The sequence below is a fragment of the Agrobacterium sp. CFBP 3001 genome (genome assembly GCF_027871605.1).
GTDB classification, from domain to species: domain Bacteria; phylum Pseudomonadota; class Alphaproteobacteria; order Rhizobiales; family Rhizobiaceae; genus Agrobacterium; species Agrobacterium leguminum.
Genome location: NZ_JAQAHD010000001.1, coordinates 72,507 through 94,680, shown reverse-complemented (window position 1 = coordinate 94,680; position 22,174 = coordinate 72,507). Strand labels below are relative to the sequence as shown.

The 22,174-nt window shown below is 59.8% G+C and carries 23 protein-coding genes; 20 read left to right on the top strand and 3 right to left on the bottom strand.

The window, feature by feature from the left end; translation table 11 throughout:
* Positions 1-101: 101 nt before the first annotated feature.
* On the bottom strand, positions 102-1,946 hold the full coding sequence (locus PH605_RS00455; protein WP_142844189.1) for an extracellular solute-binding protein: 1,845 nt from the start codon (positions 1,944-1,946) through the stop codon (positions 102-104).
* Positions 1,947-2,151: 205 nt separating this feature from the next.
* Between PH605_RS00455 and mepA the strand changes: the two genes are divergently transcribed.
* The 4 genes from mepA to dapB all read left to right on the top strand — a co-directional run bounded on the left by mepA (position 2,152) and on the right by dapB (position 5,684).
* Positions 2,152-3,201: a penicillin-insensitive murein endopeptidase gene (gene mepA / locus PH605_RS00450; protein ID WP_142844191.1), complete on the top strand. Its 1,050-nt coding sequence runs from the start codon at positions 2,152-2,154 to the stop codon at positions 3,199-3,201.
* A gap of 100 nt (positions 3,202-3,301) precedes the next feature.
* Positions 3,302-3,685 carry a methylglyoxal synthase gene (locus tag PH605_RS00445; RefSeq protein ID WP_003524431.1) on the top strand — a complete coding sequence of 128 codons (384 nt, stop codon included), beginning with the start codon at positions 3,302-3,304 and terminating at the stop codon, positions 3,683-3,685.
* Between the two features lie 22 nt (positions 3,686-3,707).
* The gene (locus PH605_RS00440) at positions 3,708-4,730 is read left to right on the top strand and encodes a glucokinase (protein WP_142844193.1); all 1,023 of its coding nucleotides are present in this window, start codon (positions 3,708-3,710) and stop codon (positions 4,728-4,730) included.
* Positions 4,731-4,856: 126 nt separating this feature from the next.
* A complete protein-coding gene (gene dapB, locus PH605_RS00435; RefSeq protein ID WP_142844295.1) occupies positions 4,857-5,684 on the top strand; it encodes a 4-hydroxy-tetrahydrodipicolinate reductase in 828 nt (275 codons plus the stop codon).
* Between the two features lie 9 nt (positions 5,685-5,693).
* On the opposite strand, the gene phnF is transcribed toward dapB, so the two are convergent.
* Positions 5,694-6,431 carry a phosphonate metabolism transcriptional regulator PhnF gene (phnF, locus tag PH605_RS00430; RefSeq protein ID WP_142844195.1) on the bottom strand — a complete coding sequence of 246 codons (738 nt, stop codon included), beginning with the start codon at positions 6,429-6,431 and terminating at the stop codon, positions 5,694-5,696.
* An 82-nt stretch (positions 6,432-6,513) separates the two neighbouring features.
* Between phnF and phnG the strand changes: the two genes are divergently transcribed.
* The 16 genes from phnG to PH605_RS00350 all read left to right on the top strand — a co-directional run bounded on the left by phnG (position 6,514) and on the right by PH605_RS00350 (position 20,859).
* Positions 6,514-6,975: a phosphonate C-P lyase system protein PhnG gene (phnG, locus tag PH605_RS00425; RefSeq protein ID WP_065654728.1), complete on the top strand. Its 462-nt coding sequence runs from the start codon at positions 6,514-6,516 to the stop codon at positions 6,973-6,975.
* On the top strand, positions 6,975-7,583 hold the full coding sequence (gene phnH / locus PH605_RS00420; protein ID WP_161987723.1) for a phosphonate C-P lyase system protein PhnH: 609 nt from the start codon (positions 6,975-6,977) through the stop codon (positions 7,581-7,583). The genes phnG and phnH overlap by 1 nt, the downstream gene beginning before the upstream one ends.
* 1 nt (position 7,584) lies before the next feature.
* Positions 7,585-8,694, top strand: coding sequence for a carbon-phosphorus lyase complex subunit PhnI (locus PH605_RS00415; RefSeq protein ID WP_142844198.1), 1,110 nt, complete (start codon positions 7,585-7,587; stop codon positions 8,692-8,694).
* Positions 8,695-8,827: 133 nt separating this feature from the next.
* On the top strand, positions 8,828-9,730 hold the full coding sequence (locus PH605_RS00410; protein WP_065654731.1) for an alpha-D-ribose 1-methylphosphonate 5-phosphate C-P-lyase PhnJ: 903 nt from the start codon (positions 8,828-8,830) through the stop codon (positions 9,728-9,730).
* On the top strand, positions 9,727-10,503 hold the full coding sequence (gene phnK, locus PH605_RS00405; protein WP_003524419.1) for a phosphonate C-P lyase system protein PhnK: 777 nt from the start codon (positions 9,727-9,729) through the stop codon (positions 10,501-10,503). The genes PH605_RS00410 and phnK overlap by 4 nt, the downstream gene beginning before the upstream one ends.
* 4 nt (positions 10,504-10,507) lie before the next feature.
* Positions 10,508-11,215, top strand: a complete 708-nt coding sequence (gene phnL / locus PH605_RS00400; RefSeq protein ID WP_003524417.1) for a phosphonate C-P lyase system protein PhnL — start codon at positions 10,508-10,510, stop codon at positions 11,213-11,215.
* Positions 11,212-11,829 (top strand): transferase hexapeptide repeat family protein, encoded by a 618-nt coding sequence (locus PH605_RS00395; RefSeq protein WP_142844200.1) that lies wholly within the window; start codon positions 11,212-11,214, stop codon positions 11,827-11,829. The genes phnL and PH605_RS00395 overlap by 4 nt, the downstream gene beginning before the upstream one ends.
* 235 nt (positions 11,830-12,064) lie before the next feature.
* Positions 12,065-12,925 carry a phosphonate ABC transporter ATP-binding protein gene (gene phnC, locus PH605_RS00390; RefSeq protein WP_142844202.1) on the top strand — a complete coding sequence of 287 codons (861 nt, stop codon included), beginning with the start codon at positions 12,065-12,067 and terminating at the stop codon, positions 12,923-12,925.
* 85 nt (positions 12,926-13,010) lie between these two features.
* Positions 13,011-13,916, top strand: coding sequence for a phosphonate ABC transporter substrate-binding protein (phnD, locus tag PH605_RS00385; RefSeq protein WP_078051428.1), 906 nt, complete (start codon positions 13,011-13,013; stop codon positions 13,914-13,916).
* 70 nt (positions 13,917-13,986) lie between these two features.
* Positions 13,987-14,973, top strand: coding sequence for a phosphonate ABC transporter, permease protein PhnE (phnE, locus tag PH605_RS00380; RefSeq protein ID WP_125145114.1), 987 nt, complete (start codon positions 13,987-13,989; stop codon positions 14,971-14,973).
* Complete coding sequence (gene phnE, locus PH605_RS00375; RefSeq protein WP_142844204.1) at positions 14,973-16,322, top strand: phosphonate ABC transporter, permease protein PhnE; 1,350 nt, start codon at positions 14,973-14,975, stop codon at positions 16,320-16,322. Before phnE (PH605_RS00380) ends, phnE (PH605_RS00375) begins: the two co-directional genes overlap by 1 nt.
* Before the next feature lie 271 nt (positions 16,323-16,593).
* A complete protein-coding gene (locus PH605_RS00370) occupies positions 16,594-17,292 on the top strand; it encodes a DUF1045 domain-containing protein (protein WP_161987725.1) in 699 nt (232 codons plus the stop codon).
* On the top strand, positions 17,289-18,425 hold the full coding sequence (locus PH605_RS00365; protein ID WP_078051431.1) for an alpha-D-ribose 1-methylphosphonate 5-triphosphate diphosphatase: 1,137 nt from the start codon (positions 17,289-17,291) through the stop codon (positions 18,423-18,425). The genes PH605_RS00370 and PH605_RS00365 overlap by 4 nt, the downstream gene beginning before the upstream one ends.
* On the top strand, positions 18,422-19,021 hold the full coding sequence (gene phnN, locus PH605_RS00360; protein ID WP_161987727.1) for a phosphonate metabolism protein/1,5-bisphosphokinase (PRPP-forming) PhnN: 600 nt from the start codon (positions 18,422-18,424) through the stop codon (positions 19,019-19,021). The genes PH605_RS00365 and phnN overlap by 4 nt, the downstream gene beginning before the upstream one ends.
* An 87-nt stretch (positions 19,022-19,108) precedes the next feature.
* Positions 19,109-20,149: an AraC family transcriptional regulator gene (locus tag PH605_RS00355; RefSeq protein WP_065654738.1), complete on the top strand. Its 1,041-nt coding sequence runs from the start codon at positions 19,109-19,111 to the stop codon at positions 20,147-20,149.
* Positions 20,150-20,613: 464 nt separating this feature from the next.
* Positions 20,614-20,859 (top strand): LuxR C-terminal-related transcriptional regulator, encoded by a 246-nt coding sequence (locus tag PH605_RS00350; protein WP_142844208.1) that lies wholly within the window; start codon positions 20,614-20,616, stop codon positions 20,857-20,859.
* Between the two features lie 220 nt (positions 20,860-21,079).
* Here PH605_RS00350 and PH605_RS00345 read toward each other — a convergent pair whose 3' ends face one another.
* Positions 21,080-22,069, bottom strand: a complete 990-nt coding sequence (locus PH605_RS00345; RefSeq protein ID WP_142844210.1) for an Ldh family oxidoreductase — start codon at positions 22,067-22,069, stop codon at positions 21,080-21,082.
* Between the last annotated feature and the right edge of the window lie 105 nt (positions 22,070-22,174).

Here is a 22,174-nt window from a genome sequence, read left to right as displayed (position 1 = left end):
TCTGTCAAACCCGGTCCTTTCCTGAAAGCGCCTGCCTGCGCTTTAAGCGATTCGTCTCGCCCTATGTGAATCAAGCCTTCGCCACGAAAGCAAGGCCGGCGTCAGTTTCCGGCCTGGCTGGACCACCATGCATCGGGAAAACCGACACCATATTGGGGCAGGTTTTCCGGACGGATAAGCGTGTTCCAGTAGGCGATGAACATCTCGCCGCGATAGAATTGCGGGATGACATAGCTGTTTGCCAGAAGCACCCGGTCGAGCGCGCGTGCGGCGGCCACCTGTTCATCCCGGTTGGGCGCAAATATGACCTTCCTGACCAACGCGTCGACGGCGGGATTCTTGATTCCGGCAATATTGTTGGAACCCTGCCGGTCAGCGGCGGCCGAGCCCCAGAAATCCGCCTGTTCGTTCCCGGGGTTCGCCGAAGTCGCCCAGAGCTTGACGATCACGTCATAGTCGAAGCTGCGGGTGCGGTTGGTATATTGCGAGGCATCGACGGTCCGGATCGTCGCGTTGATGCCGATCTTCTTCAGATTCTGCACATAGGGAAGGATGGTTCTTTCCATGCCGGCGGAATCGATCAGAAACTCCATATCGAGCGGCTGTCCGGTTTTGGCATTGACCATGCGGTTGCCGCGCAGCTCGTAACCGGCCTCTTTCATCAGCTTCACCGCTTCGCGCAGATTGTCGCGCTGCTTGGCCGGATCACCCGCGACCGGGTTGCGATATTCTGTCGTGAAAACCTCCGGCGGAACCTGATCCTTCAGTTCCTGAAGAATTTCCAGCTCGCGACCGGTCGGCAGGCCGGAAGAGGCCAGCTCGCTGCCCATGAAGAAGCTGTTGATGCGCTGGAACTGGCCGTAAGCCAGCGTGCGGTTCAGCTCCTCGAAATCGAAGGCGTAGTTGAGTGCCTTGCGCAGGTTCGGGTTCTGGAACTTTTCGCGGCGCATGTTCGGCACAAAGGCCTGCATGATACCGACGGAGCGATAGATATTCGGCAGTTCTTCCTTCTTGACGCGGCCTTCCTTGACTGCCGGAAAATCATAACCCGTGACCCAGCGGCTGGAGGAGGCTTCCTGGCGGAAATCGACGGTGCCGGACTTGAACGCCTGGAATTCCACATCCTGATCGGCAAAGAAGGTGTAGGCGATGGTTTTGAAATTGTTCATCCCCACATTCACATTGACGTCCTTGCCCCAGTAGTCGTCGCGGCGTTCATAAGTGATTGTCGAGCCGGGAGAGACTGAGGCAATCTTGTAGGGGCCGGAACCCATCACCGGCTCCAGCGTGCCGCGCGATATGTCGCGCGGCTTGCCATCCGGGCCGGCTGCCTCCCACCAGTGCTTGGGAACGATCAGCAATTGCCCGACAATCTGCGGCAATTCGCGATTGTTCTTTTCATCGAAAGTGAAGGTGATGTCCCTTTCGCCGCTCACCTCCGCCTTGGTGACGTGGGTGTAATAGGTCGCTAGCTGCGGGCTCAGATCCTTCGCTTTTTCGAAGCTGAAGACGACATCCTCCGGCGTCACCGGCTTGCCATCGGCCCATTTGGCCTCGGCGCGCAGCCGGAAGGTGGCTTTCGAAATATCGTCCGGGTAGCTCACGCCCTCCGCCAGAAGACCGTAGGAAGCCGACAGCTCCTCTTCCGTCGATTTCATCAATGTATCGAAAACGAGCGAGAGGCCGGTCGCCGCCTCGCCCTTGGCGAGCAGCGGATTAAGGGTATCGAAAGTGCCCGCCGTCGACAGGCGAAGGGTGCCGCCTTTCGGCGCCTTGGTGTTCACATAGTCGAAATGATCGAAGCCATCGGGATGTTTCAGTTCCCCAACCGTCGAAATCCCCTTTCGCCACACATCGGCCGATTGTGCGAAGGCCGCCGCCGGTATCAGCAGGGCGGATGCCGCAAGAGCAATGAGGAGACGGGATTTCAGTGGTGCCAATTTCATCGGGGGAATGTCCCTGTTTTCGCGTTTGTTGAAGAGAGCATAAAACAAAGATTGGCAAAAAACAGATGCGCTGGCTCACAAGCTCTTTATCCGCGCCTTTATCCTCCCGCTTTGCAACAGGCGGGGCGAAACATGGTTTCAACAAAATCCCGTTCCAGTTTATCTTAAGGGGAAGAGAATCATCTGATCGGACGGGCACGACGATATGACGGCGGGATCATCGAGAGTTTTCAAGGCGGCCATGCTGGCGATTTCGGTCGTCTCCGCGCTGCAGTTGCAGATGGAAACCGCATCGGCCGAGGACAGGCCCGCGAAAGAGGTGTTCGGCCACATGGCGCTGCCTTCCGCCACGGGCTCGCAGCCGATCGGCTCCTATGCCAAGGGCTGCCAGTCCGGCGCCATCGCCATGCCGACGGACGGTCCCGGCTGGCAGGCCATGCGCCTTTCCCGCAACCGGCGCTGGGGCCAGCCGCAGATGATTTCCTTCCTCGAACAATTTTCGCAGGATGCGCAGAAGATCGGCTGGCCGGGCCTGCTGCTGGGCGATATTTCCCAGCCGCGCGGCGGACCGATGCTGACTGGCCATGCGTCGCACCAGATCGGCCTTGATGTCGACATCTGGTGGCGACCGATGCCGACCCCGCGGCTGAGCGTGGAGCAGCGCGAAACCGTGCCTTTCATCTCCATGCTGGACAAGAGCAAGTTCCTGACGGTCGATGACCGCAAGTGGTCGCCGCTGAATGCCCGGCTGGTGATGATGGCGGCAAGTTACCCGCAGGTGGAGCGTGTCTTCGTCAACCCGGCCATCAAGCAGAAGCTCTGCCAGACATGGACCGGCGACCGCACCTTCATGGGCAAGATCAGGCCGATATACGGCCATGACGAGCACTTCCACATCCGGCTCGAATGCCCGCCCGGCGCGCCGAACTGCAAGCCGCAGGCGGCCGTGGGCAAAGGCGACGGCTGCGACAAGTCGCTTGCCTGGTGGTTCAGCAAGGAACCATGGGCGCCGCCGAAAAAGGACCCCAATGCCAAGCCGGTGAAACCGCGCCCGGTCATGGTTTCCGATCTGCCCTCGGCCTGCGCCGCCGTGGCTGTCGCCCCTTCCGCCAATCCTGAGGGGCTTGCGGCCCAGGCCTATTCGCCTGCTCCGGCAACGCGCCAGCAAAGCGTGGAACAGGTCATTCAGGCGGCCCCCGCCCTGCAGCCGCCTTCGGATATTCCGCTTCCCACCCAGCGCCCGACATTGAACTGAAACAGAAATGAGGCATTCAACAGCTTCCCTTTTCAAATGGCGGCAAGCTGCTATAGAAGGCTTCAAATCGATTTAATTCTTGATGGAACGGGCTGGGACCATGGAAGGACAACGCTGTATCGCGCTCATCGCTCACGACGAGAAAAAGGACGATATGGCGGATTTCGCCCGTCATCACCAGAAAGCGCTTGCCGGTTTCAGGATCGTCGCCACCGGCACGACCGGCGGGCGGGTACAGGAAGCCTGTCCGGGTCTTGAAGTCATTCGCCTCAAAAGCGGTCCTCTCGGCGGCGACCAGCAGATTGGCGCGATGATCGCCACGGGCGAGGTGGACATGCTGATCTTCTTCACCGACCCGCTGACGGCAATGCCGCATGATGTGGATGTGAAGGCGCTGACGCGACTTGCTACGGTTTACGATATTCCCATGGCGCTCAACCGCGCCACCGCAGAAAATCTCATCGACTTCCACGTCGCCAACTGAACCTCCCAACATGGAACAGGCAATGCCGAAGACGTCCGATACCGAATATCTGTCCTTTCCGATCCTTCTTGGCGACATCGGCGGCACCAATGCCCGCTTTTCCATTCTGATCGATTCCTTTGCCGAACCGGTGCACCTCACCACCGTGAAGACGGCGGAATATCCGACTATCGACGACGCCATTCAGCAGGCGGTTCTGGACAAGACCTCGCTTCAGCCGGTCTCGACCATTCTGGCGATTGCCGGCCCGATCGAAGGTGACGAGATACCGCTCACCAATTGCCATTGGGTCGTCAAGCCAAAGGACATGCTGGCCAATCTTGGCCTGAAGGATGTCATCGTCATCAACGACTTCGAGGCGCAGGCTCTGGCGATTGCAGCGCTTGACGACGACAACCGCGAACCCATCGGCTCCGGCCGTAAGGATGTGCTGGCATCGCGCGTCGTTCTTGGACCCGGCACGGGGCTTGGCGTCGCCGGGCTGGTTTATGCCCGTCATATGTGGTTCCCGGTGCCTGGTGAGGGCGGCCATATCGATATCGGCCCGAGAAGCGCGCGTGACTATGCGGTTTTCCCGCATATCGAAACCATCGAGGGCCGTGTCGCCGGGGAGCAAATCCTGTGCGGGCGCGGGCTGGTCAATCTTTACCGGGCCGTCTGCACCGCCGATGGCATCGAGCCTGTCTTTTCCGATCCGGCCGACATTACTTCTCAAGGGCTTTCGGGCGAGAACCCGCAGGCGAAAGAGACCCTGTCCCTTTTCAGCACCTATCTCGGCCGCGTGGCCGGTGACCTCGCGCTGATCTTCATGGCGAAGGGCGGTGTCTATCTGGCCGGCGGTATTTCGCAGAAGATCATTCCGGCGCTGAAGAGCCCGGAATTCCGGGCTGCCTTCGAAGACAAGGCGCCGCACAGCGCGCTGATGCGGACCATTCCCACCTTCGTCGTCACCCATCCGCAGGCGGCGCTTTCCGGGCTTGCCACCTATTCGAGAACGCCGTCCGATTTCGGCCTGTCGCTGGACGGACGACGCTGGAGGACTTGATCGCCCGGCCTGTTCTTACGTGATGCTTGCGAAGCAGGCGGGCGGTCTTTAACGTCGCTGCTGAAAACATCAATCGACCGATACCGGCGGATCTCGATCCGCCCGAGATGAAAAGTGAGTGACAGCATGGGCAGCAGCGGCATGAAACTGGTGGTGGTCGGCGCGGCGGGCCGCATGGGACAGGCGCTGATCCGCCTCATTCACCAGACCCCCGGCGTCCAGCTGCATGCCGCCGTCGCGCGCGAAGGCTCCGCCTTTGTCGGCCGCGATGCGGGCGAGATTGCGGGTCTTGGCCCGATCGGTGTCGAAATCACCAGCGATCCGCTGCAGGCATTTCTGCATGCGGAAGGGGTGATTGATTTCACCTCGCCGGCAACCAGCGTCACCTTTGCCGGCCTCGCCGCACAGGCCCGCATCGTGCATGTCATCGGCACCACGGGTTGCTCGGCGGAAGACGAGGAAAAATTCAAGGCGGCGTCGCGCCATGCCCGCATCGTCAAGTCGGGAAATATGAGCCTCGGCGTCAACCTGCTCAGTGTTCTCACACAGCAGGCAGCGCAGGCGCTGGATGCGCAGAACTGGGATATCGAAATCCTTGAAATGCACCACAAGCACAAGGTGGATGCGCCCTCCGGTACCGCCCTTCTGCTCGGCGAGGCGGCGGCGGCGGGCCGCAAGGTCGACCTCACTACATCGTCCGTTCGCGTGCGCGACGGGCATACGGGCGCGCGTGAAGCCGGGACCATCGGTTTCGCCACGCTGCGTGGCGGCTCGGTGATCGGCGAACATTCTGTGATCTTCGCCGGAGAGGGCGAGCGCGTCGAGCTTTCGCACTATGCTGGCGACCGCTCCATTTTCGCACGCGGCGCGATTGCTGCAGCCGTCTGGGCCTTCGACAAGAAGCCGGGCTTCTATTCGATGCTGGATGTGCTGGGGCTTTCGCAGGCGGAGTAAGCTTTCGGCTTAATTCTCCACCGTGAATTCGACCGTATCGGCCGAAAAACGGCTGATGGCATATTGCACTGGTACGCCATCCATGTCGGCGTTCAATGCTTGAGTAACAAGCAGGATCGCGCCCGGCGACAATTCGAGATCGGCCAGATCCTGCGTGTCCGCATGGCTGGCGGAAATGACGGTGGAAATGCGCACGTAATCCGCCACGCCCAGCATATTGAAGGCAGCCGTAATCGAGCCACTTTTAAGATAGGCCTCGCCTATTCCGGCGAAACGATCCGCCGGAAACCATGTGGTCGAGCGGGACACCGGCCGGTTATCGGCCTTGCGCAGCGTTTCGAGACGTATGAGCGGCGCACCCGCCGGCAATTGCAGCCGCGCCGCCAGATCGGCATTGGCCGGTTCGGTTGTGTGGGAAAGAAGCAGGGCCTCCATTTCCTTGACCTGATCGGCAATGCCCGCTGTGAACCGCGTGCGCCGCGAAATCGGAAAACTCAGGCGCTCCTTGCGGGCGATCATCGTGCCACGCCCCTGCACCGGCTCGAGAATGCCTTCGCTGGCGAGTGCGGCAATGGCGCTTCGGACGGTATGACGGTTGACGCCGAATTTTTCGGCCAGCGTCATTTCCGGCGGCAACATGCCGGTTTCATCGTGATCGCCCGCCGCGATCTCGCCTCTGATCCTGTCGGCGATCTGCCGCCAGAGCGCCACGCCGTTCTTTCTTTTCATCGCTGCCGAAGGGCCCATGTCACACGCTTGTCATTCACTAACGTTAAATGTACCTTATATTGTATAGTTGTCTATATCAATAGACATTAGAGGTCAAGCGATGATTCACAAAACTGCAGATTTGCATGCAGACAGAAAGCGGGTGGCGGCGCTTCTTGCCCGCGCCACCGTGCAGGAACTCGAAACCGTCTGGAACCGGCAGGATGAGAGCCCCCGGACGGAAAACGTGCGCGGCCCGGAAACCGGGCTCGTCATGGTCAAGGGCCGCATCGGCGGGGGCGGCGCGCCCTTCAATCTGGGTGAGACGACCGTGACCCGGGCAACCGTCAAGCTTGCCTCGGGCACCGTCGGTCACGCCCATGTTCTCGGCACCGGCCGCAAGAAGGCCTGGTACGCCGCCGTTTTCGATGCGCTCTGGCAGGAAAGCCCGACCCGCGGCTTTGTCGAGGCCGAGCTTCTTTCACCGGTCGAGAAACGACTGACCGAGGATAAGGACAGGAAGACAAAAGAGACCGCCGCAACACGGGTCGATTTCTTCACCATGGTTCGAGGAGAAGATTGATGAGCGTCAAGGCCGAAGCATTGACGGGCGGTTTTTCCGACGCCGTCTTCGATTCCCAACGAATTTTCAAGAAACTCATGGATGGCATGGCCCGGCCGGGCACGCCGCAGACAATCGAAACCGCAGTCGCCCCACCATCGCCTCTCGCCCCCGCCACCGGCGCGGTTCTGCTGGCGCTCTGCGATCACGATACGCCGTTCTGGCTGAGCGGCGCCCTGCGGAAAACAACCGTCCCCGGCTGGATCGGATTTCATACCGGCGCGGTTGCGACGGATGAAAAAAGCGCAGCGCATTTCGCCGTCATCGAAGCGGGCAGCGCCATAGCCTCCTTCGGTCTCTTCGCCCAGGGAAGTCAGGAATATCCCGACCGCTCCACCACGCTCATCATCGAGCTGCCTGATCTGGATGGAGGACGGGAATTGCTGCTCTCCGGCCCCGGTATCCGTCACGTCAACATCATCAGCCCCACGGGCCTGCCGGACATATTCCCGCGGCTGTGGGCGGAGAACAACGCCATTTTTCCGCGCGGCGTCGACGTCATCCTGACATCCGCCGACAGATTTGTCTGCCTGCCGCGCACGACGCGCATTCAACCCGTGGAGGCGTAAGATGTATGTTGCTGTCAAAGGCGGGGAAACCGCCATTGCCAACGCCCACCGGCTTCTGGCCGACAAGCGGCGCGGAGACCGCCACCTGCCCGCGATGACGGTTTCGCAGATCGTTTCGCAGCTTTCGCTCGCCGTCGACCGGGTGATGGCGGAAGCGTCTCTTTACGATCAGTCGCTGGCAGCCCTTGCCGTCAAGCAGGCCCGCGGCGACATGATTGAGGCCATCTTCCTGCTGCGCGCCTACCGCACGACGCTGCCGCGTTTCGGTTATTCGGTTCCGGTCGATACCGCTGACATGACGGTGCAGCGGCGCGTTTCCGCGACCTATAAGGATTTGCCGGGCGGACAATTGCTGGGGCCAACCTTCGATTACACCCATCGCCTGCTCGATCCTTCGCTTCTCGAGGATGAGGCCGTTGAGACAGCCACCCAGCGCGAAGGCGAGCCGGAACATGTCATGCGCGTCTCAGACATTCTGGCGCAAGAAGGACTGATCGAAACCGACGGCGATATGCCGGCTGACCATATTGCCGGCGACCTAACGCGGGAGCCGATGGAATTTCCAATGCCGCGTGACCTGCGCCTGCAATCGCTGGCACGTGGTGACGAAGGTTTCCTTCTGGCGCTCGCTTATTCGACGCAGCGCGGTTACGGCCGCACCCATCCGTTCGTCGGTGAAATCCGCATCGGCGAAGTGGAGATGGAACTGGAGGTGCCAGAACTCGGCTTTGCCGTCTCGCTTGGCGACATACAGGTTACCGAATGCCAGATGGTGAACCAGTTCAAGGGTTCTGCCAAGGCGCCACCGCAATTCACACGCGGCTACGGTCTGGTGTTCGGCCAGAGCGAACGCAAGGCGATGGCCATGTCGCTGGTCGACCGGGCGCTGCGGGCAGGCGAATTCGGCGAGGATGTGGTGGCCCCCGCGCAGGACGAGGAATTCGTCATTTCACACGCCGACAACGTTCAGGCGACAGGTTTCGTCGAACATCTGAAACTGCCGCATTACGTGGATTTTCAGGCCGAACTCGGTCTGGTCAGGAAAATGCGTGCCGATTTCGAGGCGATCAACGCCAATGGCGCGGAGTGGCTGGGCGATGCGGCCGAATAGCTCAGCGGCTGTGCTGCTCGCCAAACCAGTAAGCGCAAAAGACGGTCGATGCTGCAAATACAGCAAAGAACACGGCTGCAAGAATTCCAATCTCCATGAGCTTGTACTCCTTTTTTCACAAGGCTAACGCGCAATGCTTGAAGAAGTTTCATTTGACGACGGACTGGCTGCCTACAACTTCGCTTATCTGGACGAACAGACCAAGCGAATGATCCGCCGGGCGATCCTGAAGGCCATCGCCATTCCCGGTTATCAGGTTCCCTTCGCTTCCCGCGAAATGCCCATGCCCTATGGCTGGGGCACCGGCGGTGTGCAGGTAACCGCTTCCATTCTCGGCCCGGACGATGTGCTGAAGGTTATCGATCAGGGTGCGGACGACACGACCAATGCGGTTTCCATCCGCGCCTTTTTCCAGAAGGTGGCGAATGTTGCCGTCACCACCCGCACCAAGGATGCAACTATCATCCAGACGCGGCATCGCATTCCCGAAGAAGAACTGCATTCGGGTCAGGTCCTCGTCTATCAGGTTCCCATTCCCGAGCCCCTGCGCTTCCTCGAGCCGCGCGAGACCGAAACGCGAGTCATGCACGCGCTGGAGGAATACGGCCTGATGCACGTCAAGCTTTACGAGGATATCGCCCGCAACGGCCGTATCTCCACCACCTACGCCTATCCGGTGAAGGTGGCCGGGCGTTATGTGATGGATCCATCGCCTACCCCGAAATTCGACAATCCGAAAATGCATCTCTCGGACGCCCTGCAACTCTTCGGCGCAGGACGCGAAAAGCGCATCTATGCCGTGCCGCCCTATACCGACGTCGTCAGCCTCGATTTCGAGGACCATCCCTTCGAAATCCAGCGCTTCGACAAGCCCTGCGCGCTGTGCGGTGCGGAGAATGTCTATCTGGACGAGGTGGTGCTTGATGATAAGGGCGGGCGGATGTTCGTCTGCTCCGATACCGACCATTGCGAGGACCGCCGCGCCCATGGCCACAAGGGCCACCTGCTGGCGGATGTGAAGGAGGCCGCAGAATGAGCGACGCACCGCTTCTGAAAGTCCGGGACGTTTCCAAATATTACGGTGACCGCGCCGGTTGCCGCAATGTCTCCTTCGAGCTTTACCCGGGCGAGGTGCTTGCCATCGTCGGCGAATCCGGTTCCGGCAAGACCACGCTTCTCAACTGCATTTCCACCCGGCTGATGCCGACGGCGGGCAGTGTGGAGTATCGCATGCGCGACGGTTCGGTACGTGACCTCTATCATATGGGCGAGGCCGAACGGCGTTTCCTGATGCGGACCGACTGGGGTTTCGTGCACCAGAACCCGGCGGACGGGCTGCGCATGGCGGTTTCGGCCGGCGCCAATGTCGGCGAGCGGCTGATGGCCGTCGGTAACCGGCATTACGGCAATATCAGGCAATCGGCCAGCGAATGGCTGGAACGGGTGGAAATCGGCACCGACCGCATCGACGACCAACCACGCGCCTTTTCCGGCGGCATGCGACAGCGCCTGCAGATCGCCCGCAACCTCGTCACCTCGCCGCGCCTCGTCTTCATGGACGAACCGACTGGCGGCCTCGATGTTTCCGTGCAGGCGCGCCTGCTCGATCTGGTCCGCGGTCTCGTCAACGATCTCGGTCTCGCCGTCGTCGTCGTCACCCATGATCTTGCGGTGGCGCGGCTGCTTTCCCACCGCATGATGGTGATGAAGGGCGGCGACGTCATCGAACATGGTCTGACCGACCGGGTGTTGGACGACCCGCGCGAGCCCTACACGCAATTGCTTGTTTCCTCTATTCTGCAGGTTTGACGCCATGCCGACGCCCCTTATCGTTTCGGAAGTCTTCAAAAGCTTCACCATGCATCTTCGCGACGGCATCGAATTGCCCGTTGTGCGCGATGTCAATTTCTCCGTTTGCGGCGGCGAATGTGTCGTGTTGGGCGGTCCCTCCGGCATCGGCAAAAGCTCGATCCTGAAAATGCTCTATGGCAACTACGCCATCGACAGCGGGCAGATTCTCGTTCGTCATGAGGGCCAGGTCGTCGATATCGGCAACGCCTCGCCGCGCACGATCCTCGATATCCGCCACCGCACCATCGGTTATGTCAGCCAGTTCCTGCGCACCGTGCCGCGTGTCGCTGCCATAGATGTCGTCGCCGAACCGCTTCTGGCGCGCAAGGTTGCCGCCGATGAAGCCCGCGAACACGCAGCCATGCTGCTTTCGAAGCTCAACCTGCCACGGGAACTATGGTCGCTTCCGCCCGCAACCTTCTCGGGCGGCGAGCAGCAGCGCGTGAATATCGCCCGCGGCTTCATCACCGACCATGCGATTCTGCTTCTGGACGAGCCGACGGCCTCGCTGGACGCCCTCAACCGGCGTGTCGTCGTCGATATGATCGTCGAGAAAAAACAGAAGGGCACGGCACTGCTCGGCATTTTCCATGACGAGGAGGTGCGGGAGGCCGTGGCCGACCGCATTCTGGACGTCTCACAGTTTTCTCCCAGGAAAGCAGCGGCATGAGCGTCAAGGTGGGTCTGGAACCGGTCATCCATGAGACCGCCCGTGTCAGCAACTCCACGATCGGCCGCTATACCGAAATTTCGGAACGCTGCCGCATCGAGGAAGTCGAGATGGGCGACTACTCCTATGTCATGCAGGATGGTGCGATCTGGTGCGCCACCATCGGCAAATTCGTCAACATCGCCGCCTCCGTCCGCATCAATGCCACCAATCACCCGATGCAGCGGGCGACGCTGCATCACTTCACCTATCGTGCCAACAACTATTGGGACGATGCGGAGGATGAGACGGACTTCTTTGCCGCCCGCCGCGCCAAGCGCGTCGTCATCGGCCATGATGTATGGATCGGCCATGGTGCGACGATCCTGCCCGGCGTCACGGTGGGAAACGGCGCTGTGATCGGGGCGGGTGCAGTCGTCTCAAAAGATGTCGCGCCCTATACCATCGTCGGCGGCGTGCCCGCCCGGCTGATTAGGGAGCGCTTCCCGGCGGAACTGGGCCGGCAAATGGATAATCTGAAGTGGTGGGACTGGGATCACGCGGCATTGCGCGTCGCTCTCGACGATTTCCGCAATCTGGACGCCGAGGTTTTCGTCGCGAAATATGGCGGATGAAATCTCCTGCTGCCGAACACCTGCAAATCCCGGGGTACCCCCGGGATTTTTGTTTATGCGATCAAAAAAGACACGCGGATTTGAACGGTCTCAAGATTCCTCCCGAAAGCTTTGTCGGCGAACCCCTGGGCGTCGTATCTGCGAATTCTGTAATATTTTATTCATCAAACTGACATCCACACTTCACGCACCGCTGTTACGCCGAACCCCGTCAAAAAGAAGATTGGACGGGGAAATGAGCTTTCACCTGAAGCAAGTCACGCGCCGTTTCGGCAACCACACTGCGGTCGATTCCGTGAATGTCGAAATTCCGCAGGGCCAGATGGTCGGCGTGATCGGACGCTCGGGTGCGGGAAAATCGACGCTGCTGCGCATGATCAACCGCCTCGTTGATCCGTCCTCGGGTTCCATCCATTTCAACGACACGGAAGTTTCGGCGCTGAAGGGTGCTGCGCTTCGCAGCTGGCAGCGCGACTGCGCCATGATTTTCCAGCAGTTTAATCTGGTGCCGCGTCTCGATGTGCTCACCAATGTCATGCTCGGCCGCCTCAACCACCGCTTGACGGCGCTCAGCCTGTTCAACATCTTCACCAATGACGAGCGCCTGATGGCCATCGCCGCCCTGGAAAGGCTTGGCATCGAACATGTGGCCATGCAGGCGGCCGGCACGCTTTCCGGCGGTCAGCAGCAGCGCGTCGCCATCGCCCGCGCCCTGATGCAGTCTCCTAAGATGGTTCTGGCCGATGAGCCGATCGCTTCCCTCGACCCGCTGAACGCCAAGATCGTAATGGACGCGCTGCGCGACATCAACGAACGCGAAGGCATCACGGTCATCACCAACTTGCACACGCTGGATACGGCACGCAATTATTGCGAACGCATCATCGGCATGTCTCAGGGCCGCGTCGTCTTCGACGGAACGCCGGCAGAGCTGACGGCTGCGGCCGTCACGGAGATTTACGGAACCGATTCTCAAGGGTCCGGCATCGACGAGACCATGACCTCGACCAGCATCAATATTCCCGGCGCGCAGCTTCCCGCGCGTCCGGTGCAGCAATCTGCCGGCCCCGAACCGCTCGCTCTCGCCGGGCTCTGAGGAACCGCTCAGCATCGTTTGCGCCCGCGTCAAGGGCCGATACTTCACAACAAACTCCGGCTCGCCGGGAAACAGGAGAAAGTCCATGTTGAAGAAAGTCCTTCTTTCGGCAGTCGCGCTTGGCGTTCTGGCCGGTTCCGCCATGGCTCAGGACGTCAAGGTTCTGCGCATCGGTCTCGACGGCTCCGAAAACGAAGCCGACCAGATCCGCAACACCAAGTGCGTTGCCGATGGCCTGAAGGCCGCGACCGGCGTTGCCGAAGTTCAGGTTTTCCCGTCGCCGGACTATAACGGCGTCATCCAGGGTCTTCTCGGCGGCACCATCGACATCGCTTCCATGGGCGCGTCCTCCTACGCCAAGATCGCTCTTGCCGATCCGAAGGCCGTCGATCCGATCCTGACCACGGCCGGCGCTGACGGTTCGACCGGTTATTACACGATCATGGTTGCCCGCAAGGACAGCGGTATCAAGACGCTGGCTGACGCCAAGGGTAAGAAGATCGGCTTCGCCGACCCCGACTCCACCTCCGGCTTCCTCGTTCCTAACGTGGCGATCCCGAAGGAAACCGGTGTTCCGGTGAAGGAATACTTCTCCGAAACCGGCTTCGGCGGCGGTCATGAGAACCTCGTTCTCGCCGTTCTCGACAAGAAATTCGACGTCGGTACCACCTTCGGTTCGGGCGTCGGCAAGTGGGAAGAAGGCTACACCGCCGGCAACCTCTACCAGATGGTCAAGAAGGGCAACCTCGACATGGACGATATCGTCGAAGTCTGGAAGTCGCCGCTGATCCCGAACGGCCCGCTGATGGTTACGAACAAGCTCGGCGACGCGATGAAGCAGAAGGTCGAAGACTTCTTCATGGAACTGCCGAAGAAGGACCTGGCCTGCTTCCAGGGTTTCACCCAGGGCAAGAACACCGCCTACATCAAGGTCGATCCGTCCTTCTACCAGACGATCATCGACGCCCGTAAGTCCGTTATCGGCGGCTGATCCTGCGATCATACCCGGAAGCGGCGGTGCCTTGCGGCGCCGCCGCTTTTGCCAATAAAGGAAAAGCGGCATGGCGACCACACTGCATCATGGCACCCTCTCCCCCAAGGGATTGAGCGCATCGTCCCAGACGGTCATGCGTCATTATCAACAGCAGCTTGCGACAAGACGGATCTATACCGTTATTTCGCTTGTGATCTTCCTCGTCATCCTCGCCGCTTCCCTGAATTTTGCCAACGCGGCCAATTCTGGTAAATTCTTCGAGCGCCTGCCCTATTTCTTCGACTTCATGAAAACCTTCGTGCCGGACAGCCCGCTTGAAATTTTCCGGGCGATGTTTGACCTGCCGTCACCCTATGCGGACGGTTCGCTGAAATATAATTACGTCGCAGATCGTGTTTACATCACTGACAGCTTCTACATCCCGCATTTCATCTATCAGCTGATCATCACGCTCAACATCGCGCTGGTTTCGACAATCATCGGCACCAGTTTTGCCTTCGTGCTGTGCTTTTTTGCCTCCACAAATCTCGTCGGTGCCGGGATCGTGCGCTGGGTCGTGCGCCGGGTCATGGAAGTGCTGCGCGCCTTCCCGGAAATCGTCGTCGCCGGGCTGTTGACCGCCATTCTATCCATCGGCCCTATCGCCGCGATCATCGCGATTTCTGTCCACACGATCGGTGCTTTGGGCAAGCTGTTCTTCGAAGTGGTGGAAAATGCCGACATGAAGCCGGATGAAGGCCTGCGCGCCGCCGGCGCCAACTGGCTGGAACGGGTGCGCTTCGCCATCGTGCCGCAGGTTCTGCCCAATTTCGTCTCTTACGCGCTGCTGCGCGCCGAAATCAACGTGCGCGCCTCCACCATCATCGGTGCCGTGGGCGGCGGCGGTATCGGCGAGGTCTTCCGGCTGTCGATCGGTAACGATCATGCGTCGAAGACCTATGCCATCATCATCCTTCTGCTGATCACCATCATCGCCGTCGACCAGTTTTCCGGCTGGCTGCGCCGCAGGCTGATCGGCCATCAATCCTTCGAATTCGGACGGGGAGCGGCCTGATGTCGTCCAGCTTCATTCTCAACACCGCCGACCGTGAGAGGCTGACGGCCGCGCATCCGCACGTGTTCAATCGCGGTTTCATGCAGCGATATGGTCTGCTCGTCGGCCTTCTCGCCGTCACCGTCTATCTCATCGGCTGCTTTTTCTTCTTCAACGTCGGCCCGGCCTTCATGCAGGGCCGGTGGGATCGTGCCTCGAGCTATATTCAAGACTGGTATTCCTGGCGTGCCCAGCCGCGCCTGCGTTTCGAAGACGGCAAGGTGGAGCCGCAATGGTCCAGCCGCGGGCAATATCCAGTCGATGCAAAAATCGACTGGCTGCAGCCCCTGCCGGATGGCGGCTACAGCGTCGTTTATGCGGGCATGGAAAACCGCCTCGACGTGACCCCGACCCGGGTGGATGTCTATGTCGACGGCAAGAATTATCCCGTCATCATCAATGGAGAACAGGCCCGGGCATCCGACGACGTGCCGCAGGAAATCCAGCAGGACGGCAACAAGGTTCTCGTGCATTTTGGTTTTGCCGGACAGGCGGAAATCCGCACCAGCCAGGTCTATGTCCAGCGTCGGTTCCTCGGATGGGCGAATTTCCTGTTCGACACCAAATCGGAATTCTGGGGCAAGGGCTATGGTGAACTCGCCGCTCTCGCGCTGTGGGGAGAAAGGCTCGATCCTGAGCGCTCCAATATCGGCCACATGGTGGATGATTTCCTCGACAACAGCGTCTGGCAACATGCCGATATTCTTTCCAAGCTGATGCAGACGCTGGTCATGGCCTTTGTGGGCACGCTGTTCGGCACGCTCGTCGCCCTGCCGCTCGCCTTCATCGCCGCGCGCAACATCACCGCCAACAAGGCCGCAAACTGGGGCATGAAGCGGTTATTCGACTTCCTGCGTTCCATCGACATGCTGATCTGGGCGCTGTTCTTTACCCGCAGCTTCGGGCCCGGACCGATCCCCGGCATTGCCGCGATCTTCTTCACCGATACCGGAGCGCTCGGCAAGGTCTATGCCGAGGCGCTGGAAAATGTCGACGACAAGCAACGCGAGGGTGTCAAATCGGTCGGTGCTTCCCCGATTGCGGTCAACCGCTTCGGTGTGCTGCCGCAGGTCCTGCCGGTCTTCATTTCGCAGTCACTCTATTTCTGGGAAAGCAATACCCGCTCCGCCACCATCATCGGCGCGGTGGGCGCCGGCGGCATCGGTCTGAAACTGCTGGAAGCGATGGGCACCAATGCCGACTGGGACAAGGTCGCCTATATGGTCCTGCTCATCCTCTTCGTCGTTTTCCTGTTCGACCACATCTCCAATTCGCTGCGTTCACGCCTGATCGGCAAAACACAACACTAGGTCTGAAGGGATGGAATGACGAACCTCGTAACGATGTTCGTCATCTCCGCCAGACACCCGCGCAGTCCCGATTTAGGCCGGCCGTATGCCGTCATCATGTCCGCCTGTGTCTTCAGCACATTAGGAAGCTTGCCGCATTTCCAATGCGCTTTTTTCCTTCGGCATCATCATTCTGTCACGGAAACCAATTACCTCGCACTCCTGACCTTGCGGGAAGCTGGCGAGTCACGCCAAATAGCTTCTCATCCCTGGTCTCCCATGACACTGAAGAGTGCTTGCCGTGCGCTATGCCATCTATTTTTCTCCGGCTAAAGATCACCCGCTGACCGAGGCAGCGTCACGCTGGCTGGGCCGCAACGCATTTTCCGGCACGCTGCATGACGACCACGACGAGTATGCCGAGATCACGGAGGAGCCGCGCCGTTACGGTTTCCACGCGACCCTGAAGGCTCCTTTCGAGCTTGCCGAAAAATACAGCGAGGCGGAGCTGCTCACGGCCTTCGAAGATTTCGCGGCCAGCCAGTCCACCTTCGAAATTCCGCGCGTCGTCGTCGGTGCGCTCGGGCCCTTTTTTGCACTCGTCCCGGACCGCATCTATCAGCCGCTGCAGGATTTTGCCGCCGAGATCGTCGATCATTTCGACCGGTTTCGCGCGCCCCTGTCAGAGACCGATATTGCCCGTCGGCGGCCACAGATGCTGACGGAGAGCCAGCGGCAAAATCTGTCTCTCTGGGGTTATCCGCATGTCATGGATGATTTCCGTTTTCATATGACGCTGACCGGCCGCATCGACGAGAGCGAGCAGCCCGCCATGCACAAGGTGCTTTCGGCGCGGTTTTCCGAATTCACCGATCGACCTCTCAGCATTTCCGGCCTCGCCTTGTTCATTGAAGAAACGCGCGGGGCGCCCTTTACCGTTCATAGCTGGCACCCCCTTGGCCAGCCACCAAAGAAAGATGCGAACCCATGACCGAGCACGCCCTTTCCAATGCCCGTATCGTTCTGGAAGACGATATTATTCTGGGCTCCGTCCTGATCCGTGACGGCAAGATCGCCGATATCAGCGAAGGTGCTTCCAAAACCGGCGAAGACCTGGAAGGTGATTATTTGATCCCGGGTCTGGTGGAACTGCATACCGACCATCTTGAGCAGCATTATTCGCCGCGCCCTGGCGTGATCTGGGACAAGATCGCCGCCATTCAGGCCCATGACGCCCAGGTGGCCGCCTCCGGCATTACCACCGTATTCGACTGCCTGCGGCTCGGCTCGGATGAGGACGGCGGCTTCAAGAAGGGTGAAATGCGCGAAATGGCTGACGCCATCGAGGCCGCGGCGGATCAGAACCGCCTTCGTTCGGATCACCTGCTGCATCTGCGCTGTGAAGTCGCCTCCTCGGATGTGCTGGACCATTTCGAAGACTTCGAAACCGATCCGCGCGTGCGGCTGATTTCGCTGATGGACCACTCCCCGGGGCAGCGCCAGTTCCAGTCGATGGATCAATATATCTTCTATTACCAGAAGAAGCGTGGGCTGAGCGACGAGGCTTTCGCCGAGTTCGTGCGGCGCCGGCAGGCGGCGTCGGCGGAATATTCCGCCAAGCACCGCGATTATCTGGCGGCCCGCTGCGCCGAGCGCGGCATCACCGTCGCAAGCCATGACGACGCCACCGAGGCGCATGTCGGCGAAGCTATCGGCCACGGCGTGAAACTGGCGGAATTCCCCACCAGCGTCGAAGCCGCAAAAGCCTCCCACAGCGCCGGCATGAGCGTGCTGATGGGCGCGCCGAACATCGTTCGCGGCAAGTCCCACTCCGGCAACATCGCCGCCCGCGACCTCGCCGAGATCGGCGTGCTGGATGTTCTTTCTTCCGACTATGTGCCCTTCAGCCTGCTCTTCGCGCCATTCCTGCTCGCCGATCAGGTGGAAGCCATCAGCCTGCCGGAGGCGCTGCGCATGGTCACCGCCACGCCGGCGCGCACCGTCGGCCTTCTCGATCGCGGTCGTATCGCGACGGGATTGCGGGCCGATCTGGTGCGGGTTCACCGCGAGGACGGAGTGCCGGTCGCCCGTTCCGTCTGGCGTCAGGGCAAGCGCGTGGCATGACCGACGATGGGCAGGATAGCCGGCGCGCGGCATCGCCCGGCACGATGATCGTGATTGTCGGCCCGAGCGGGGCCGGCAAGGACACGCTGATGGACTATGCCGCAGCGCGATTGTGCGGACGGCCGGGCTTTCACTTCACCCGCCGCGTCATTACCCGCAGCGGCGATGCGGGGGGTGAAAACCACGATGCCGTTTCGATGCACGAGTTCAACCGGCTGGAAGATGAGGGCGCCTTCGCGGTGTCCTGGCAGGCGCATGGGCTGAAATATGGCATCCCGGCCGCGGTCTATCGTCACCTCAATGCGGGAGACGTGGTCATCGCCAACGGTTCGCGTTCCGCCCTGCCGCATTTCGGCACCGCCTTTTCCCGTCTCAAGGTCGTGAACATCGTCGCTCGGCCGGAGGTTTTGGCAATGCGCCTGGAGCAGCGCGGTCGGGAAAGCCGGGACGATATTCTCCGGCGGCTGGAACGCAGTTCGTTGACAGTCGCTGGAGACTTCGACGTCACGACCGTCGATAATAGCGGCGCTATCGAAGATGCCGGCCAAGCCATCATGCAGGTGCTGGAGCAAAGCGCAGACATCGGTCGCACTTAATATCCCGAAGCCGGGCTGCTCGACAAACGCTCTCTCAAGGCTTACCATCAGGCGACAATTTCCAAACATGGTACGCCAAGGCGAGGGATGCCCGAGAAAAGGGTCAGCGACGAGATAAGTGTGGTGGCCGGCCTGGCTGCCGGCGTCAGCAATTATGCCCGGTCACGGGGCATCGATATCGCACCGATCTGCAAGGCTCTGGACATTGATCCAGCCATATTCAGCAGCCTGACGGAACGCATAAGCCTCGATAGATTTTCCCGGCTGCTCGAAACCTGTGCACTGATTTCCGGCGACGACGCTTTCGGTCTGCAATGCGCCTCCACCTTTCCAGCGGGTGCATCCGGCGCGTTCGGATATGGGCTGATCAGTGCACCGACGGTTAGGGCGTTCCTGCGTTTTCTTCAGGACCATGTTTATTACGCGACCAATAACAGCAATTTCACCATGGTAACGGATGCCACGCAGGTAACCCTGTCATGGTCCTTCGCGCCGGTTATTGCCAAGCGCGATCAATATGTGGATTTGTCGCTCGCCGTCCTGGTACAGCGTCTCCGCGATATTCTCGGAGATCGTATCAACCAGATCGAGATCGGTCTGGAGCGGCCGAAACCGAATAATATTCAGCTATTTAAAGAAAGAATGACCAGGCGCGTCAGTTTTTCCCAGCCGATCCATACCATGCGTCTGCCGGTACCGCTTCTCGATGTGGTCAATCCGAATGCGGATGAGCGGCTGTTCGAGCTAATGAACCTGCAATGCCGCATGTTGCGACCGGAAACATCGGCGGACGCGACCCATTTCATTGACCAGGTGAAGCGGTATATGCAGATGCGGCTCTCGGATGCCGAGCTTTCGCTCGGCGAGATCGCTCCCTATTTCAACCTGTCGGAACGGAGTTTTCAACGGCGGCTCGCAGAGCTCGGCACCAATCTCAACGAGATAAAGGATGCCATTCGCAAAAATGCCGGTTTCAAACTCCTCGTGGAAAGCGATCTTCCGGTATCCGACATCAGTTACAGGCTTGGCTATTCGACACCCGGTGCGTTTTCGCGTTCCGTTTCGCGCTGGTTCGGGGCAACACCGACCGACATTCGCAAGAAACACGCGCATCATTCCGCCGGATGATACATGTTGACGGCATCAATATTTCGAAATGATGTATTAAATTTGAGAAATATGTCGGCGCTCATCGCGTTGTGTGCCGAAACATAACAATAAAACGAAAAACTTGGCGCGAGATGTTATTCTCTCGGTGAGGCACATCGCCTATTAGAGCGCCGCATATCCTTCGGGGTGTGACGAAAACATTCCAGAGCTTTGAAGCTGCATTTCACGCCAGACCCATTGTGGTCTCTGGCGATATCGGTGTTGCAGTTCCCTTCAGTGCACAGAATAGAGCGTCCGCGTCAGGATCGGCTGGCTGCGAAAGCGGCCCTTATTGCATAATTACCAATGCCCGATGAAACCTATTGGCGAAATTAGCGTTTCTGTTCGCGTATAGACAGAGCGGTAAACGAGCTGGTTTCGGGGAATGAATCATTGACTGATCGTGCCCCGGGAAGGCCAATCTCTTTTAAGGCTGAAAGAAAATGTCTTCAAACACGCCGCATGAACATCGCCAGACGCGTGAAATCATCCTTTCGGAGCGTGAGCGGCATTATCTGGGGCTGGTCGCGCGGGGCAAGCATCCGTCCCACGTCGCCCTGATAACCGGCGCGGACGAAGCGGACGTGAAGGACACTCTTGAAAGCGTGCGCCACAGATTGGGCGCCACCAATCTGCTGAATGCCGTCAGCATCGCCCTGCTGCGCGGCCTGATAGTGCAGGACGCATAATCGCCAACCTGATCATCCAAGCTTACGCGAAACGTCCCCTCCCGTAAGCTGAAAACCGAATGAGCGGCTTTCTGCGTCAAAATCCTTCCATATCAATGGAGGGATGGCGGACCAAAGCGGGCTGGACATGATGTCCGGCCCTATCGACGCAAATGCAAAGCATGCCATTTACGGTTTGCCCGGCGGGTCATAGTCGACCCGCCGGGTTTTTATTGTCGCATCAGAGCGATTTAATTTCGGCCAGAATATCGCTTTCGATCACGATGCCGCTTTCCAGCGCCTGCTTGCGAATCCCCTGGCTGCGGCGGCCGGGCAGACGCACATTTTCCTGCTTTTCTATCTCGCCGGCTATGAGCCCCAGCCGCTCGGTAAAGGCCGTACCGCCTGACGATACCGGGTCTATGGCGATGATCGTGTGGCCAAGAGAGGGTGGTGCTCCCTTGTCATCGAGAAGGGAAGATGCCTCGAATGCGAAGTTTCCGCCGGTAATCGCAGCGGCCATGATCTCCACCATCAATGCCAGCGCAGCGCCCTTGGCCTCGCCTGCGGGCACCATGGTTCCCTCTATGGCCTCTTCGGGATCGGTCGTCGGCCGACCGTTTCGGTCGAGCGCCCAGTCGCCGGGGATGGTTTCACCCTTCTGGCGGGCCGCCATGATCTTTCCGCGCGCGACCTTGGAGAGCGCGAGATCGATGACCAGCGGATCGGCGCCGCCGACGGGGGTGGCGAAGGCAATTGGATTGGTTCCATAAAGCGGTTTGCTGCCGCCCCAAGGTGCCATGGATGCCGGAGCGTTGGCGAACATGAGTGCGACAAAACCCATTTCGGCGAGGCGCTCTACGGTCAGCGCCATGACACCCGCATGATGGGAGCGGTGGATCGCCGCAAGCGCAATGCCCTGCTGCCGGACCATGTCCGGCAATTCCTCAAGGGCGCAATCGATCGCCGGATAGGCATAGCCGTGATTGGCGTCGACCGAGAGCACGCCCGGCTTCACGCGGGTCGCCACCGGACGCGCCTTGCCATCGACCTTTCCAACCCGCGCCTGCCGGACATAAACGGAGATGCGGCGAAAACCGTGACCACCCTGGCCGGCCGCTTCGGAGGCGACGAGCGCCTTTGCCACCGAACGGGCGTTTTGCGGCAGAACGCCGTTGCGCTCAAAGATAGAGGATACGAGATCCTCCGCCTCTGCGATTGAGAATTTCATGATTTTCGTGATTCCTGTTGTCTTGCATGCGATGGGACGGATTGGTCCTACTTTGCGGTATGCGGTCGCCGCAAATCAACATGGAAAATAAATCGGGCATCCCTT